Origin of the sequence: Paraburkholderia sejongensis (genome assembly GCF_020880815.1) — a bacterium.
GTDB lineage: Bacteria > Pseudomonadota > Gammaproteobacteria > Burkholderiales > Burkholderiaceae > Paraburkholderia > Paraburkholderia sejongensis.
In genome coordinates this window covers 105,423-120,581 of record NZ_JAJITD010000002.1, presented here as the reverse complement: position 1 = coordinate 120,581, position 15,159 = coordinate 105,423, and the positions used below count along the sequence as shown (strand labels likewise).

At 64.6% G+C, this 15,159-nt stretch carries 15 protein-coding genes; 11 read left to right on the top strand and 4 right to left on the bottom strand.

Annotated elements, in window-relative coordinates; genetic code table 11:
• Positions 1 to 34: 34 nt before the first annotated feature.
• The 3 genes from LJ656_RS04100 (at position 35) to LJ656_RS04090 (ending at position 3,365) form a co-directional block, all read left to right on the top strand.
• Positions 35 to 997 carry a substrate-binding domain-containing protein gene (locus LJ656_RS04100; protein ID WP_230508008.1) on the top strand — a complete coding sequence of 321 codons (963 nt, stop codon included), beginning with the start codon at positions 35 to 37 and terminating at the stop codon, positions 995 to 997.
• Between the two features lie 109 nt (positions 998 to 1,106).
• A complete protein-coding gene (locus LJ656_RS04095) occupies positions 1,107 to 2,156 on the top strand; it encodes a sugar phosphate isomerase/epimerase family protein (protein WP_230508007.1) in 1,050 nt (349 codons plus the stop codon).
• Positions 2,157 to 2,213: 57 nt separating this feature from the next.
• Positions 2,214 to 3,365 (top strand): Gfo/Idh/MocA family protein, encoded by a 1,152-nt coding sequence (locus tag LJ656_RS04090; protein WP_230508006.1) that lies wholly within the window; start codon positions 2,214 to 2,216, stop codon positions 3,363 to 3,365.
• 54 nt (positions 3,366 to 3,419) lie between these two features.
• Here the strand turns inward: LJ656_RS04090 and LJ656_RS04085 are convergent, their stop codons facing one another.
• Complete coding sequence (locus LJ656_RS04085) at positions 3,420 to 3,680, bottom strand: hypothetical protein (protein WP_075295847.1); 261 nt, start codon at positions 3,678 to 3,680, stop codon at positions 3,420 to 3,422.
• A 211-nt stretch (positions 3,681 to 3,891) separates the two neighbouring features.
• Here LJ656_RS04085 and pstS point away from each other — a divergent pair, with 211 nt between their 5' ends.
• Complete coding sequence (gene pstS, locus LJ656_RS04080) at positions 3,892 to 4,926, top strand: phosphate ABC transporter substrate-binding protein PstS (RefSeq protein ID WP_230508005.1); 1,035 nt, start codon at positions 3,892 to 3,894, stop codon at positions 4,924 to 4,926.
• A gap of 77 nt (positions 4,927 to 5,003) precedes the next feature.
• Here pstS and LJ656_RS04075 read toward each other — a convergent pair whose 3' ends face one another.
• Complete coding sequence (locus LJ656_RS04075; protein WP_230508004.1) at positions 5,004 to 5,774, bottom strand: ParA family protein; 771 nt, start codon at positions 5,772 to 5,774, stop codon at positions 5,004 to 5,006.
• A gap of 286 nt (positions 5,775 to 6,060) precedes the next feature.
• Between LJ656_RS04075 and LJ656_RS04070 the strand changes: the two genes are divergently transcribed.
• Positions 6,061 to 6,336, top strand: a complete 276-nt coding sequence (locus LJ656_RS04070) for a hypothetical protein (RefSeq protein WP_230508003.1) — start codon at positions 6,061 to 6,063, stop codon at positions 6,334 to 6,336.
• Positions 6,337 to 6,464: 128 nt separating this feature from the next.
• Here LJ656_RS04070 and LJ656_RS04065 read toward each other — a convergent pair whose 3' ends face one another.
• Together LJ656_RS04065 and LJ656_RS04060 are read right to left on the bottom strand one after the other, a co-directional pair.
• A complete protein-coding gene (locus LJ656_RS04065) occupies positions 6,465 to 7,646 on the bottom strand; it encodes an ABC transporter substrate-binding protein (protein ID WP_230508002.1) in 1,182 nt (393 codons plus the stop codon).
• Between the two features lie 67 nt (positions 7,647 to 7,713).
• Positions 7,714 to 8,655: a CysB family HTH-type transcriptional regulator gene (locus LJ656_RS04060; RefSeq protein ID WP_230508001.1), complete on the bottom strand. Its 942-nt coding sequence runs from the start codon at positions 8,653 to 8,655 to the stop codon at positions 7,714 to 7,716.
• A gap of 228 nt (positions 8,656 to 8,883) precedes the next feature.
• On the opposite strand from LJ656_RS04060, the gene LJ656_RS04055 reads away from it, so the two are divergent.
• The 6 genes from LJ656_RS04055 to cobA all read left to right on the top strand — a co-directional run bounded on the left by LJ656_RS04055 (position 8,884) and on the right by cobA (position 15,128).
• Positions 8,884 to 10,563, top strand: a complete 1,680-nt coding sequence (locus tag LJ656_RS04055; protein ID WP_230508000.1) for a nitrite/sulfite reductase — start codon at positions 8,884 to 8,886, stop codon at positions 10,561 to 10,563.
• 21 nt (positions 10,564 to 10,584) lie between these two features.
• Positions 10,585 to 11,127 (top strand): DUF934 domain-containing protein, encoded by a 543-nt coding sequence (locus LJ656_RS04050; protein ID WP_230507999.1) that lies wholly within the window; start codon positions 10,585 to 10,587, stop codon positions 11,125 to 11,127.
• Positions 11,124 to 11,870 carry a phosphoadenylyl-sulfate reductase gene (locus LJ656_RS04045; RefSeq protein WP_230507998.1) on the top strand — a complete coding sequence of 249 codons (747 nt, stop codon included), beginning with the start codon at positions 11,124 to 11,126 and terminating at the stop codon, positions 11,868 to 11,870. Before LJ656_RS04050 ends, LJ656_RS04045 begins: the two co-directional genes overlap by 4 nt.
• A gap of 99 nt (positions 11,871 to 11,969) precedes the next feature.
• Positions 11,970 to 12,932: a sulfate adenylyltransferase subunit CysD gene (cysD, locus tag LJ656_RS04040; protein WP_230507997.1), complete on the top strand. Its 963-nt coding sequence runs from the start codon at positions 11,970 to 11,972 to the stop codon at positions 12,930 to 12,932.
• Between the two features lie 25 nt (positions 12,933 to 12,957).
• The gene (locus tag LJ656_RS04035; protein WP_230507996.1) at positions 12,958 to 14,274 is read left to right on the top strand and encodes a sulfate adenylyltransferase subunit 1; all 1,317 of its coding nucleotides are present in this window, start codon (positions 12,958 to 12,960) and stop codon (positions 14,272 to 14,274) included.
• 92 nt (positions 14,275 to 14,366) lie between these two features.
• The gene (gene cobA / locus LJ656_RS04030; protein ID WP_230507995.1) at positions 14,367 to 15,128 is read left to right on the top strand and encodes a uroporphyrinogen-III C-methyltransferase; all 762 of its coding nucleotides are present in this window, start codon (positions 14,367 to 14,369) and stop codon (positions 15,126 to 15,128) included.
• Positions 15,129 to 15,159: the final 31 nt, after the last annotated feature.

Genomic DNA, 15,159 nt, shown 5'->3' with positions numbered 1-15,159 from the left:
GGCGAGCGAACGCCTCACCAATGGAGACACAACCATGAAGCAGGTCTTTCGAGCGATCGGCGCCGGCATGCTGGCGCTGGGGATACTGGGCACGGCCGGCGCGGCGCGCGCCGACGACAAGGTCACGCTGGGCGTCGCGATTCCGACCGCCGACCACGGCTTCACCGGCGGCATCGTCTGGTGGGCGAACAAGGCGAAAGCCGATCTGGAGAAAGCGCATCCCGATCTGAAGGTGATCGTGAAGACCGCGGCGAACGCGCCCGAGCAGGCGAACCAGTTGCAGGATCTCGTGACCGTCAACAAGATCAACGCGCTGGTGATTTTCCCGTATGAATCGGCGTCGCTCACGCAGCCGGTCGCGCAGGTCAAGAAGAAAGGCGTGTACGTGACGGTCGTCGATCGCGGGCTGACCGACACCAGCGCGCAGGATGCATACGTGGCGGGCGACAACACCGCGTTCGGCAAGATTCCAGCCGAGTATCTCGCCAAGGCGCTCGACGGCAAGGGCAACATCGTCGCGCTGCGCGGCATTCCGACCACGCTCGACAACGAGCGCTGGAGCGCGTTCACCGGCGTGCTGAAGAACTATCCGGAGATCAAGATCCTCGACGCGAAGTACGCCAACTGGAATCGCGACGACGCGTTCAAGGTGATGCAGGACTACCTGACCCGCTTCAAGCATATCGACGCGGTGTGGGCCGCCGACGACGACATGGCGGTCGGCGTGATCAAGGCGATCGATCAGGCCAGGCGCAACGAGATCAAGATCGTGTTCGGCGGCGCCGGTTCGAAGGGGATGGTGAAGAACGTGATGGACGGCGCGCCGATGATCAAGGCCGACGTGTCGTACTCGCCGAAATTCATCTACGACGCGATCAAGCTGACCGCCGAAGCGCGGCTCAAAGGCGACAAGCTGCCGGCCACGACGATCATTCCGTCGGTGCTGATCACGAAGGAAAATGCTCAGCAGTTCTATTTTCCGGACTCGCCGTTCTGAGCGGCGCGGTCAGCCGCGCTTTGAGCAACGCATAGCGCGCGCCGCGCGGTCGCGCTCGCATCGCCTGATGCGGGACCGCGCGGCGCGCGCCCGTTCGAGGAGCCGTACGATGAAAACCATCAAGGGTCCGGCCATCTTTCTCGCCCAGTTCATGGGCGACGAGGTGCCGTTCGACAATCTCGCGCACCTGGCCGGCTGGGCCGCCGGGCTCGGCTTCAAAGGGATTCAGGTGCCGTGCGATCCGAGCCTGATCGACCTCGAAAAAGCGGCGAGCAGCGACGCGTATTGCGACGAACTGCGCGAAACCGTCGACCACGCGGGCGTCGCGATCACCGAGCTGTCGACCCATCTGCAAGGCCAACTGGTCGCCGTGCATCCAGCCTACGACACGCTGTTCGACGGCTTCGCCGCGCCGCAGGTGCGCGGCGATCCGGCCGCCCGCACGCAATGGGCGATCGCGCAGATGAAGCTCGCCGCGCAGGCGTCGCGGCGTCTGGGCCTGTCCACGCACGTGTCGTTTTCTGGCGCGCTCGCGTGGCCGTATCTGTATCCGTGGCCGCAGCGGCCGGCCGGCCTCGTCGAAACCGCGTTCGACGAACTCGCGCGGCGCTGGCGGCCGATCCTCGATGCGTTCGATGCGGCCGGCGTCGACGTCTGCTACGAATTGCATCCGGGCGAGGACCTGCACGACGGCGTCACGTTCGAGCGCTTTCTGGCCGCGCTCGATCAGCATCCGCGCGCGAACATCCTGTACGACCCGAGCCACTTCGTGCTGCAACAGCTCGACTACCTGGCATTCATCGACATCTATCACGAGCGTATCAAGGCGTTTCATGTGAAGGATGCCGAGTTCCGGCCGACCGGCAAGCAGGGCGTGTACGGCGGCTATAGCGGCTGGGTCGAACGTGCGGGGCGCTTTCGCTCGCTCGGCGACGGGCAGATCGATTTCGGCGCGATCTTCTCGAAGATGGCGCAGTTCGATTTCCCCGGCTGGGCGGTGCTCGAATGGGAGTGCGCGTTGAAGCATCCGCACGACGGCGCGCGCGAGGGCGCGGAGTTCATCCACCGGCACATCATCCGCGTGGCCGAGCATGCGTTCGACGATTTCGCCGGCAGCGGCGTCGATGCCGCGCAGTTGCGGCGGGTGCTCGGTATCTGAGCGCGGCGAGCCGGCCCGAAACCTTCTGAACCCCGAAACGTTAGGAGCATCGCAAGCATGCAACGACGAAAACTCAGATTGGGAATGGTCGGCGGCGGGCAGGGCGCGTTTATCGGCGCGGTGCACCGGATCGCGGCGCGGCTCGACGATCGCTTCGAACTGGTCGCGGGCGCGTTGTCGTCCGATCCGCAGCGCGCGCAGGCGAGCGCGGTCGAGGCCGGCATCGCGCGCAGTTACGCGGACTGGCGCGAGATGGCGCGCGCGGAAGCGGCGCGCGACGACGGTATCGACGCAGTCGCGATCGTCACGCCGAATCATCTGCACGCGCCGGTCGCGACCGCGTTTCTCGACGCCGGGATTCACGTGATCTGCGATAAGCCGCTCGCGGTGTCGCTCGCGGAAGGCGAGGCGTTGGCACGGCTCGCGCGCGAGCGGCGGCGGCTGTTCGCGCTGACCCATACGTACTCCGGCTACCCGCTGGTCAGGCATGCGCGCGAGCTGGTCGAGCGCGGGGAACTCGGCGAGATCCGCGTGGTGCAGGTCGAATATGCGCAGGACTGGCTGGCCGAACCGGTCGAGGCGAGCGGCGCGAACAAGCAGGCCGGCTGGCGTACCGATCCGAAGCTCGCGGGACCGGCGGGTTGTCTCGGCGACATCGGCACGCATGCGTATCAACTGGCCGCATTCGTCACGGGGATGTCGCCGCGGGCGTTGGCGGCGGACGTGCACACGTTCGTGGCGGGGCGCCGGATCGACGACCACGTGCAGGCGATGCTGCGTTACGCGAACGGCGCGCGCGGGATGCTGTGGGCGAGTCAGGTGGCGAGCGGCGCGGAGAATGCGCTGCGCTTGCGGGTGTTTGGGACGAAGGCGGGGCTCGCGTTCGATCAGGAGCAGCCGAACGAATTGTGGTTCACGCCGCTGGGCGGACTCGCCGAGCGGCTGACGCGCGCGCGCGTGAAAAGCCCGCTCGCCGCGCACGCGACCCGCGTGCCGGCCGGGCATCCGGAAGGTTATCTGGAGGCGTTCGCGCAGCTGTATCTGGATGCGGCGTTGCAGATCGACGCGTTGGACGCCGGGCAGGCGCCGCCGCCGGAAAGCCGGCTATTGACGACGGTGGACGACGGAGTCGACGGTTTGCGGTTTATCGAAGCGATGCTGAAAAGCAGCGCGGCCGATGGCCGGTGGGTGGAGATTGGGGTAGCTTAATGGCGCAACGTAATGGCGCAACTTAAGGCGCAACTTAAGGCGCAACTTAAGGCGTCAACCGCCCTTGCTTTTTTTGATCTGCGCTTCGAACGCGATATCGAGCTTGCTCGCCTTGCGCGGTTTCTGCGGGCCGTATGCGTCGACGAATTTGACGAAGTCGTCGAGCGTGAGCGGGTCGGAGACTTTCTTGTCGGTGCCGCTCGATTTGTCGACCAGGTAGAACAGGCCGCCGGACAGGCTGATCGCGGCAAAGCGCGGATTACCGGTGCGCGTTTTCAGACGCTCGACGGCGTGGATGGCTCGGGTGGTGCGCATGGATGGGGACTGCGGTCGGGGGTTCGGGTAAGACTGCTACTTTAACAATTTTGCCGACCGGCCGGGATGGGGGCGGTCGGCGCCGCCGTGCCGGGCTCGCCCGCCTCGTGCGGGGCTCGCGGCTTGCTGCCCGTCATGGAACTGACATCGACCCCGGCTAGTTTCAATCGACGAGACCGGCGACACTGACGAGACTTTCGAGGAGCGGGCGATGAAAAATCTATCGATCGTACTTTTTTGCGCGGCTATCGGTGCACTGGCCGGCGTGCCGGCGCAGGCGGCCGACCTGACCGGCGCGGGCAGCACGTTCGCCGCGCCGATCTACAACAAGTGGGCCGACGCATATCACAAAGCCGCCGGGGTGCGCGTCAACTATCAGGGCATCGGCTCGGCCGGCGGGATCAAGCAGATCCTCGCCAACACGATCGACTTCGCCGGCTCCGATGCGCCGATGAAAGACGACGAACTCGCGAAAAACGGGCTATTCCAGTTTCCGACCGTGGTCGGCGGCGTGGTGGCCGCGGTCAACCTGCCGGGCATCAAGCCGGGTCAGCTGACGTTGTCCGGGCCGGTGCTCGCCGACATCTACCTGGGCAAGCTCAAGAAATGGAACGACCCCGCGATCGCGGCGCTCAACCCGAACCTGAAGCTGCCGGATACCGATATCGCGGTGGTCCGGCGCGCGGACGGCTCCGGCACGAGCTTCATCTGGACGCACTATCTGTCGCAGATGAGTCCCGACTGGAAAAGCAAAGTCGGCGAAGGCACCACGGTGAACTGGCCGACCGGTACCGGCGGCAAGGGCAACGATGGCGTGGCGGCATTCGTGCAGCGTCTGCCGGGCGCGATCGGCTATGTGGAATGGGCCTACGTGAAGCAGAACAGGATGGTCTACACCGCGATGAAGAACCAGTCGGGCACGGTGGTGCAGCCGGGCATCGATACCTTCAAGGCCGCGGCGGCCGGCGCGAACTGGTCGAAGAGTTTCTATCAGATCCTGACCGACCAGCCCGGCAACAATGCGTGGCCGGTCGTCGGCGCGACGTTCGTGATGCTGCACTCGGTGCAGCAGAAGCCGGAGCAGGGCAAAAACACGCTGAAGTTCTTCGACTGGGCGTTCAAAAACGGCGACAAGACCGCGCAGGAACTCGACTACATCACGCTTCCGGAGCCGGTCGTGAACGAGATTCGCGCGCAGTGGCGCGCGAAGGTGAAGGACAGCGCCGGCAAACCGGTGTTCGAATGAGGTCTCGCGCGACGCGACGCAAAAACGATCGATGAACTTCGATCCGAGTGGCGCCCGCGTCCGTCCGGACGCGGCACTTACGCGCCGCTCAACTCCTGGTGCAACGCCCGATACTCGTGCGACAGCTTATGCCCGGGATCGAGGTGGATCATCGGCGCCGCCTGCTGATGCGATTCGCGAATCTTCACCGATGACGACAGCCGCGACCCGAGCACCGGCAAGCCCTCGGCGATCAGTTCGTCGACCAGCTTCTGCGGCAGGCTCGCGCGCGGCTGGAACTGGTTGATCACGATCCCTTCCACTTCGAGCGCGTCGTTGTGATCCTGGCGGATCTCCTTCACGTTTTCGAGCAGCGTGTACAGCGCGCGACGCGAAAAGTCGTCGCAGTCGAACGGAATCAGGCAACGCTCGACCGCGATCAGCGCCGAGCGCGTGTAGAAGTTCAGCGCGGGCGGGGTGTCGATGTAGATCGCGTCGTACGTGCCGTCCAGTTCGTTCAGCGCGTCGCGCAGCTTGTAGATCTTGTAGCGCGATTCGAGCTTGCCGTGCAGCGTGTCGAGGTCGGCGTGGGCGGGCATCACGTCGAGGTTCTCGAAGCGCGTCGCGTGGATGAACGAGCTCGCTTCGACCGGTTTGAAGCTGAACGACAGCGCGGTGTCGAAGAAATCGGCGGCGGTCGGACGCAGTTCGGCCGCCTGCGGGCCGAGCAGGTACTGGCTCGAATTGGCCTGCGCATCGAGGTCGATCACCAGCGTGCGCAGACCTTCGCTCGCGCTGATGGCCGCCAGGTTGCACACGATGGTCGATTTGCCCACGCCACCCTTCTGATTGAACACAACGCGCCGCATGGTCTCCCCTTGAATGGAACCGCTCACAAAAGCGCCCAGCATACCTGAGTCGGATGGCCGCAATTACAGCGTCTGCTTATTTTCGCGGCACACGCGTTGTGCGGCAGCGACGGCGGGTGGGGGCAGCGGTGCGCCGGCGCTTCCAGCTCGACGCGCGCTTTATTTGCGGACCGGCGAGCGGCTATGATTGCGTCGCTGTCAGGCCGGGCGGTACGCGTCGGCTGTCGGCATTGGGTATGAGGGGTTGCTGCATTTACACATCAATAATTCGAGTTCGGAGGGCGGTATGAAACATTCGTTGGTGGCATTGCTGACGGTCGGCGTGGGCATCGGTTTGTCCGGCACGGCGCACGCGGTCAACGTCGACGTCAATATCGGCACGCCGGCCCCGGTCGTGGTGGCGCCGGCGCCGGTCGTCGTGCAGCAGGGCTGGCACGGCGACCGCTATTGGGATGGCCAGCGCTACTGGGACCGCGACGAATGGGAAGAGCATCATCATCATCATCACCATGACAAACACCGTCACTGCCCGCCGGGACACGCGAAGAAGGGCGAGTGCTGAGCGCAGCGTGAGCCGGGGCGGGGAGCCCCGGCATGGGCTGCCGGCTTGAGCGGCGGTCAGAATGCAAATGGCGGCCCCATCCCGCGAGCCGCCATCGAACCACACCAGTCAGAATCGAGTCGCGAGCGTCACTGGCTCAGATAAACGAACTTCCCGTCCTTGATGATCCCCATCACGCTCGCGCGCTGATCGAGCCCGACGTGATCCTTCGCGCTGGTATTGACGACGCCGTTCGGCACCACCAGCTCATGCGCGTGTTCGAGCTCGTTGTGCAGCGCGACGCGGAACGCCGGCGTGCCCGGCTGCGCGGTCTTCAACGCGCGCGCAACCGCATCCTGCAGGCGCGGATACACGCCAGCCGCATCGCCGGCGAACTGCGTGACGCTGCCCGGCCCGTACTTCGCCTCGTACGCGTTGGTGAACGCGAGCGCGGCCTTCTTCGCCGGATGATCGGCCGGCAGCGTGCGCGCGACCACCACCGGCTGGGTCGGGAACAGCGTGCCTTCGACGTCCTTGCCGCCGAGCTTGATGAACTCCGGCGTCGCGATTCCGTGGGTCTGGTAGATCGGACCTTTATAGCCGCGCTCGATCAGCGTGCGCTGCGGCAACACCGTCGGCGTACCGGCGCCAGCGATCAGGATTGCGTCCGGCTTCGCCGCCATCAGCTTCAGCACCTGGCCGGTCACGCTCGCGTCGGTGCGGTTGTAGCGCTCGGTCGCGACCAATTGGATATGGCGCAGCGCCGCGAACTTGCCGAACTCGTTGAGCCAACTTTCGCCGTAGCCGTCCGCGAAACCGATGAAGCCGACCGTCTTCACGTTGTGGTTCGCCATGTAGCGGGTCATCACGTCGGCCATCGCGCTGTCGGTCTGCGCCATCTTGTAGGCCCACACCTTCTTGCCTTCCTGCGGTTCGACGACGCTCGCCGAGCCGATCAGCGTGATCATCGGCGTCTGGCTTTCGGCGACCGGGTCGAGCGCGGCCATCGCGGCCGGCGTGATGTTCGGGCCGACGATCACGTCGACGTGGTCTTCGTTGATCAGCTTGCGGATGTTGCGCACCGCGGCGCCGGGGTCGGACGCGTCGTCGAGGAAGATGTAGTCGGCTTTCTGGTTGGCGATCGTCGGCGGCCACATCAGCATTGCGTTCTTGCTGGTGATGCCGATCACCGCGGCCGGGCCGGTGTTCGACAGATCGATGCCGACTTTCAGGTCGGCGCGCGCGGCACCCGCGGCCAGCAGCGCGCCGGCGGCGGCCACGGCCGTCAGGCCGCGCAGGGTGTTGCGAAGCTTATTGTTATGCGAGGTCATCGAAAAAGGTCTCCAAAGCGGGAAGGCAAGATAGCAGGACAAAAAGCTCGCGGGTGCTCTGCGCCGCTCAAAGTTCGTAGCTTTCGTGTTCGCCCTTCAGCGCCTGCTCGATCAGCTTGCGGTTCAGGCTCGGCGACAGCAGTTCGACCAGTGTGTAGATGTAGCTGCGCAGATACGCGCCCTGTTTCAGCGCGACCCGCGTCACGTTGCTGCCGAACAGATGGCCGACCGGCATCGCGCGCAGATGGCGGTCGCGCTCGGCGTTGAACGCGATATCGGCCATGATGCCGACGCCCAGACCCAGTTCGACGTAGGTCTTGATCACGTCGGCGTCGATCGCCTCCAGCACGATGTCCGGGTGCAGCCCGCGCAGGCGGAACGCCTCGTTGATCTTGGTGCGGCCGGCGAACGCGTTGTCGTAGGTGATCAACGGATACTGTGTCAGATCGTCGAGCGACAGCAGCTTGCGCTCGAGCAGCGGATGATCGGGCTGCATCACCGCGAGGTGGTGCCACTGGAAGCACGGCAGCGACACCAGTTCCTTATAGTTGGAGATCGCCTCGGTCGCGATCGCGAGATCGGCCTGGTCGTGCAGCACCATCTCGGCGACCTGCGTGGGACTACCTTGCAGAATTGAAAGGTGAACCTTTGGGAAGCGCTTCTTGAATTCGGCGATCGCGGCCGGCAGCGAGTAGCGCGCCTGGGTGTGGGTCGCGGCAATCACGAGGTTGCCCTGATCCTGCGCTGCGTAATCCTTACCGACGCGCTTGAGGCTTTCCACTTCCTGCAGAATCTTTTCGACCGACTGCAGGATGATCCGGCCCGGCTCGGTCAGCGAGCGCACGCGTTTGCCGTGGCGCGTGAAGATCTCGACGCCGAGTTCGTCCTCCAGCTCGATGATCGCCTTCGACACACCGGGCTGGCTGGTATACAGCGCCTTGGCCGCTTCGGTGAGGTTGAAATTCTGCCGCACAGCCTCGCGGACGAAGCGGAATTGGTGCAGGTTCATATATAACCTCGCCGCATATAAAAAGAATTTTTTAGTCGTTTGAAATATAAAGCGAGTTTATTACGATCTGTCCATCTTTTTCAATATGGATATCTGTATTTGTCATAAGCAAATAAGCGATGGGTCTAAACGCTTGGCTGCGCAACCGGACAAAGACAGATATCGAGCCGCGGCGGAACCGGACCGCCGCGTGTGCCACGCAAGTTTCGAAAAAATTGGGGTCCCCGAATGTACCAATACGATCAGTACGACCAGACCATCGTCGATGAACGGGTCGCGCAGTACGCCGATCAGGTTCGCCGCCGCTTGTCGGGCGAATTGAGCGAAGAGGAGTTCCGTCCGCTGCGCCTGCAGAACGGCCTGTACTACCAGCGCCACGCGTACATGCACCGCATCGCGATTCCGTACGGCAACCTGCGCAGCGACCAGATGCGCGTGCTCGCGCAGATCGCCCGCGAACACGACCGCGGCTACGGCCACTTCTCGACGCGCTCGAACATCCAGTACAACTGGATCAAGCTCGAGGAAACGCCGGAAATCCTGCGCAAGCTCGCGTCGGTGCAGATGCACGGCATCCAGACCTCGGGCAACTGCATCCGCAACATCACCGCCGATCAGTTCGCCGGCGTCGCGCCGGACGAATTCGTCGATCCGCGCCCGTGGGCCGAAATTCTGCGTCAATGGTCGACGTTCCACCCGGAATTCGCGTGGCTGCCGCGTAAGTTCAAGATCGCGGTGTCGGGCTCGAAGGAAGACCGCGCGGCCGTACAGATCCACGACATGGGCGTGTACCTGCGCAAGAACGAGCAAGGCGAGCTGGTGGTCGATATCCTTGCCGGTGGCGGTCTGGGCCGCACGCCGATCGTCGGCGCGGTGATCCGCCGCGATCTGCCGTGGCAGCATCTGCTGACCTACAGCGAAGCCGTATTGCGTGTGTACAACCGCTACGGCCGTCGCGACAACATGTACAAGGCGCGGATCAAGATCCTCGTGAAAGCGTTGTCGCCGGAGAAATTCGCCGCGCAGGTCGAGGAAGAGTGGCAGCACCTGAAGGACGGTCCGTCCACGCTCACGCAAGCCGAAGTGGATCGCGTCTCGCAGTACTTCGTGCCGCCGACTTACGAAAAGCTGCCGGACACCGATGCATCGTTCGAAACGCATCTGCTGGAAAACCGCTCGTTCGCCCGCTGGGTCGAGCGTAACGTGCGTCCGCACAAGGTCGAGGGCTACGCATCGGTGACGTTGTCGCTGAAGCCGACCACGATCGCCCCGGGCGACGCGACCGACGCGCAGATGGAAGCGGTCGCCGACTGGGCCGACGAATACTCGTTCGGCCAGATCCGCGTGTCGCACGAACAGAACCTGATCCTCGCGGACGTGAAGAAGAAGGACCTGTTCGCGCTGTGGGAAAAGGCCAAGGCGCAAGGTTTCGCGACGCCGAACATTGGTCTTTTGACCGACATCATCGCGTGCCCGGGCGGCGACTTCTGCTCGCTCGCGAACGCGAAGTCGATTCCGATCGCGCTGGCGATCCAGGAACGCTTCAACGACCTCGACTACGTGTACGACCTGGGCGACGTGTCGCTGAACATCTCGGGCTGCATCAACGCGTGCGGTCACCACCACGTCGGCAACATCGGCATTCTGGGCGTCGACAAGGACGGTTCGGAGTGGTACCAGGTCACGCTCGGCGGCGAGCAGGGCACCGGCGCAACGGGCGCGCATCTGGGCCGCGTGATCGGCCCGTCGTTCTCGGCGGAAGAAATGCCGGACGTGATGAGCAAGGTAATCGATACGTTCGTCGAAAACCGTCAGGACGGCGAGCGTTTCATCGACACGTACAACCGCATCGGCATCACCCCGTTCAAGGAGCGCGTGTACGCCGCGCGTCAACCGGCTCACGCGTAACCGCGAAAGGATACTGAACAGATGGCTTCTATCATCAAGAATCGCGCGATCGTCAACGACGACTGGACCGTCGTGCGCCCGGCCGAAGACGGCACGCTGCCGGCGGTCAACGAACTGCCGGCCGGCAAGGTGCTGGTGCCGCTCACACTGTGGCAAGCGCAGCGCGACGCGCTGATCGCTTCGCGCGGCGCCGAACAACTCGGCGTGTGGCTCGCGCCGGACAGCGAACCGGCGGACATCGTCGGCGATTTCGACAAGCTCGCGCTGATCGCGGTGGACTTCCCGGTGTTCCGCGACGGCCGCGGCTATAGCATCGCCCGCCTGCTGCGCCAGCGCTATGGCTACACGGGTGAGCTGCGTTCGATCGGCGACGTGCTGCGCGACCAGCTGACTTTCATGTACCGCTGCGGTTTCGACTCGTACGCGCTGCGCGCGGACAAGGACATCAACGACGCGCTGAAAGCGTTCGACGAATTCAGCGTGCAATACCAGAGCGCGGTGGATACCTCGCCGCTGTTCCGCCGCCGTGCGGCGCAAGCCGACGCAGTGAAGGTTCCGGCATGAGCACCGCTCAATCGCTGAGCCCGGAGCTCGCCGCGAAGGTCGAACGCCTCGACGCGCTGCTCGATTCGATCGCCGCGCGTCACGCGAACGTGAAGCTCGCGAGCAGCCTCGCGGCGGAAGACATGCTGCTCACCCACGCGATCCTGTCGCGCGGCGTGAAGATCGGCATCTTCTCGCTGAACACCGGCCGTCTGCATGCGGAAACGCTCGGCATGCTCGACACCGTGAAGGCGCGCTACGGCTACGACATCGAACAGTTTCATCCGCAAGCCGCGGCGGTCGAGCAGTATGTAGGCGAGCACGGCCTGAACGCGTTCTATGAAAGCGTCGAGCTGCGCAAGCGCTGCTGCGAAATCCGCAAGGTCGAGCCGCTCAATCGCGCGCTGTCGGACGTCAGCGCGTGGGTCACCGGCCAGCGTCGCGAGCAGTCGGTCACGCGCGCGGAGCTGCACGAGGAAGAGCACGACGGCGCGCGCAACATCGCCAAGTTCAATCCGCTCGCGGACTGGAGCGAGACCGAAGTGTGGGACTACCTGAAGGCGTTCGACGTGCCGGTCAATCCGCTGCATGCGCGCGGTTATCCGAGCATCGGCTGCGAGCCGTGTACGCGGGCGATCCGCCCCGGCGAGGATAGCCGGGCGGGGCGCTGGTGGTGGGAGTCGCGCGATACGAAGGAATGCGGCTTGCACATCACGGCGATCACCCCGATCGCGGTCGAGCGTAGCGAAAACGCGTCGGCCTGAACGCCGCGCAACGAGCTTGCGGCTCACGCCGCCGAAACCGATTTGAATACTGTCGCCCCAGTGCAAGTGTTTGCCGGGCGCATCAACGAAGGACCCGCTATGAGCACCACGCTCGATTCCACTGTCAACGCTCCGCTTGCCAACACGGCAAACCGGATGGACCACCTCGACTGGCTCGAAGCCGAGTCGATCCACATCCTGCGCGAACTGGTCGCCGAATGCAGCAAGCCGGCGCTGCTGTTTTCGGGCGGCAAGGATTCCGTGGTGGTGCTCGCGCTTGCACTGAAGGCGTTCGGCCTCGGCGCGAACCGCAAGACCCAGCTGCCGTTCCCGCTCGTGCATATCGACACCGGCCATAACTACGACGAAGTGATCGACTTCCGCGATCGCCGCGCGAAGGAAATCGGCGCGGAACTGGTGGTCGGCCACGTCGAGGATTCGATCAAGCGCGGCACCGTGCGTCTGCGCCGCGAAACCGATTCGCGCAATGCCGCGCAGGCCGTCACGCTGCTCGAAACCATCGAGCAATACGGCTATACCGCGATGATCGGCGGCGCGCGCCGCGACGAAGAAAAGGCCCGCGCGAAAGAGCGGATCTTCTCGTTCCGCGACGAATTCGGCCAGTGGGACCCGAAGGCGCAGCGCCCGGAACTGTGGAGTCTGTACAACGCGCGTCTGCATAACGGCGAACACCTGCGCGTGTTCCCGATCTCGAACTGGACCGAACTCGACGTGTGGCAGTACATCGCCCGCGAACAGCTCGAACTGCCGTCGATCTACTACGCGCACCAGCGCGAGATCGTGCGCCGCAACGGCTTGCTGGTGCCGGTCACGCCGCTCACGCCGATGCGCGAGGGCGAGACCAGCGAACAGGCACAGGTGCGCTTCCGTACCGTCGGCGACATTAGCTGCACGTGCCCGGTCGAAAGCGACGCGGACGACATCGAGAAGATCATCGCCGAAACCGCCGTGACCGAAATCACGGAACGCGGCGCGACGCGGATGGACGATCAGGTCTCCGAAGCGGCGATGGAACAGCGCAAGAAGCAAGGCTACTTTTAAGCACACGACCAGGGGTAATTCAATCATGAGCAGTATTCATCAACCAGAAGACCTCGGCGTGCTGCGTTTCATCACCGCGGGTAGCGTCGACGACGGCAAGAGCACGCTGATCGGCCGCCTGCTGTACGACAGCAAGGCCGTGCTGAGCGACCAGTTGTCGGCGCTGTCGCGCGCGAAGAACAAGCGCACCGTCGGCGACGAAATCGATCTGTCGCTGTTGACCGACGGCCTCGAAGCCGAGCGCGAGCAGGGCATCACGATCGACGTCGCGTATCGCTACTTCGCGACCGCGAAGCGCAAGTTCATCATCGCCGACACGCCCGGCCACGAGCAGTACACCCGCAACATGGTGACCGGCGCGTCGACCGCGCACGCTGCGATCGTTCTCGTCGACGCGACTCGCGTCACGTTCGAGAACGGCGTTGCGCAACTGCTGCCGCAAACCAAGCGTCATAGCGCGATCGTCAAGCTGCTCGGCCTGCAGCACGTGATCGTCGCGATCAACAAGATGGACCTCGTCGAGTACAGCGAAGCGCGCTTCAATGAGATTCGCGATGCGTACGTCGAACTCGCGCGTCACCTCGGTCTCGAAGACGTGCGCTTCGTGCCGGTGTCGGCGCTCAAGGGCGACAACATCGTCAGCGCGAGCGAGCGTATGCCGTGGTACGCGGGCGAGCCGCTGCTCGACGTGCTCGAAGCACTGCCTGTCGAAAACACCGGCGGTGACGCGCTGCGCTTCCCGGTGCAGTGGGTCGCGCGCCAGGACGGCAGCCAGGCCGACGATTTCCGCGGCTACATGGGCCGCATCGAATCGGGCGAAGTGAAGCTCGGCGACACGATCGTCGTGCTGCCGGCTAACCGTGAAGCGACGGTTGCCGAGATCATCGCGCCGGTGGTCGGCGGCACCGCGCAGGTGGACCGCGCGTTCGCCGGCCAGACCGTGACGATCCGTCTGGCGGAAGACGTCGACGTGTCGCGCGGCGATACCTTCGTGCTGCGCGAAGCGGCGCCGGAACCCGCGAAGAAGCTCGAAGCGGACATGTGCTGGTTCGACGACACGCCGCTGTCGACGCAGCGCAAGTACCTGCTCAAGCAGACCACCAGCACGGTGTTCGCGAAGATCGGCGCGATCAAGGAAGTGCTCGACGTGCATACGCTGTCGCAAGCGACCGACCGCAAGGAACTGGCGATGAACGACATCGGCCGCGTGGCGCTGACGCTGCAGAAGCCGCTCGTGTGCGACGCGTACGACGCGCATCAGGGCACCGGCGCGTTCGTGCTGATCGACGAGGCGACGAATCACACCGTCGCGGCGGGGATGATCCGCGCATATTCGGCGTAACAGCGCGGCGTAATAGTGCAGAGTAAGAGCGCGGTGTCACTGCGCGGCGCGTTGCCCGCGCCGCGCACGCTCTAACGAAACAGGTTGAAGTAATGGGTAAGGTTTATCTGATCGGCGCGGGACCCGGTGCCGCGGACCTGATTACGGTGCGCGGCGCGCGGCTGCTCGCCACCGCCGACGTCGTGCTGCACGATGCGCTGGTCGAGCCGGCGATGCTCGACTACGCGCCGCGTCACGCGAAGCGGATCGCGGTCGGCAAGCGCTGCGGACAGTTGTCGACGGCCCAGCAGTTCATCAACAAGCAGATCGTCGATGCGGCGCTCGAACACGATGTAGTCGTGCGTCTGAAGGGTGGCGATCCGATGTTGTTCGGCCGCGCGGACGAGGAAATGCGCGCGCTCGAAGCGGCCGGTATCGACTATGAAGTCGTGCCGGGCATTACCGCCGCGCTTGCCAGCGCGGCGACGCTGAAGCGCTCGCTGACCTTGCGCGGTGTGTCGCGCAGCGTCGCGCTCGCCACCTTCAGTCGCGCGCCCGGCTCCGACGAAATCCGCGAGCAGGTCAACGCCGACTCGCTGGTGTTCTACATGGGACGCGACAGCGGCGTCGAGATCGCGCGGCAACTGATCGATGCCGGCAAGCCGGCGGCGACGCCGGTGGCGATCGTCGAGGCGTGCAGCACCGAGCGTGAACGCATGCTGACGCTGACGCTCGAACAGCTCGCCGCCGGCGAAGCGTCGCATTGGGTCGACCCGGCGCAGCCGAGTCTGCTGATGATCGGCGCGGCGTTCGCGGCACGCCAGCAGGCGGCTGGCGTCAAGCTGACCGAGAACGGTTTGCTGGTCGCCGCCTGACGCGGCCGCCAGGTTTCTTTCTTCTTCTTTT

What these genes read in the sequence shown, in the direction of transcription:
- LJ656_RS04100 (WP_230508008.1), top strand. Translation starts at nt 35, where the DNA reads ATGAAGCAGGTCTTTCGAGCGATCGGCGCCGGCATGCTGGCGCTGGGG.
- LJ656_RS04095 (WP_230508007.1), top strand. Translation starts at nt 1,107, where the DNA reads ATGAAAACCATCAAGGGTCCGGCCATCTTTCTCGCCCAGTTCATGGGC.
- LJ656_RS04090 (WP_230508006.1), top strand. Translation starts at nt 2,214, where the DNA reads ATGCAACGACGAAAACTCAGATTGGGAATGGTCGGCGGCGGGCAGGGC.
- LJ656_RS04085 (WP_075295847.1), bottom strand. Translation starts at nt 3,680, where the DNA reads ATGCGCACCACCCGAGCCATCCACGCCGTCGAGCGTCTGAAAACGCGC.
- pstS (WP_230508005.1), top strand. Translation starts at nt 3,892, where the DNA reads ATGAAAAATCTATCGATCGTACTTTTTTGCGCGGCTATCGGTGCACTG.
- LJ656_RS04075 (WP_230508004.1), bottom strand. Translation starts at nt 5,774, where the DNA reads ATGCGGCGCGTTGTGTTCAATCAGAAGGGTGGCGTGGGCAAATCGACC.
- LJ656_RS04070 (WP_230508003.1), top strand. Translation starts at nt 6,061, where the DNA reads ATGAAACATTCGTTGGTGGCATTGCTGACGGTCGGCGTGGGCATCGGT.
- LJ656_RS04065 (WP_230508002.1), bottom strand. Translation starts at nt 7,646, where the DNA reads ATGACCTCGCATAACAATAAGCTTCGCAACACCCTGCGCGGCCTGACG.
- LJ656_RS04060 (WP_230508001.1), bottom strand. Translation starts at nt 8,655, where the DNA reads ATGAACCTGCACCAATTCCGCTTCGTCCGCGAGGCTGTGCGGCAGAAT.
- LJ656_RS04055 (WP_230508000.1), top strand. Translation starts at nt 8,884, where the DNA reads ATGTACCAATACGATCAGTACGACCAGACCATCGTCGATGAACGGGTC.
- LJ656_RS04050 (WP_230507999.1), top strand. Translation starts at nt 10,585, where the DNA reads ATGGCTTCTATCATCAAGAATCGCGCGATCGTCAACGACGACTGGACC.
- LJ656_RS04045 (WP_230507998.1), top strand. Translation starts at nt 11,124, where the DNA reads ATGAGCACCGCTCAATCGCTGAGCCCGGAGCTCGCCGCGAAGGTCGAA.
- cysD (WP_230507997.1), top strand. Translation starts at nt 11,970, where the DNA reads ATGAGCACCACGCTCGATTCCACTGTCAACGCTCCGCTTGCCAACACG.
- LJ656_RS04035 (WP_230507996.1), top strand. Translation starts at nt 12,958, where the DNA reads ATGAGCAGTATTCATCAACCAGAAGACCTCGGCGTGCTGCGTTTCATC.
- cobA (WP_230507995.1), top strand. Translation starts at nt 14,367, where the DNA reads ATGGGTAAGGTTTATCTGATCGGCGCGGGACCCGGTGCCGCGGACCTG.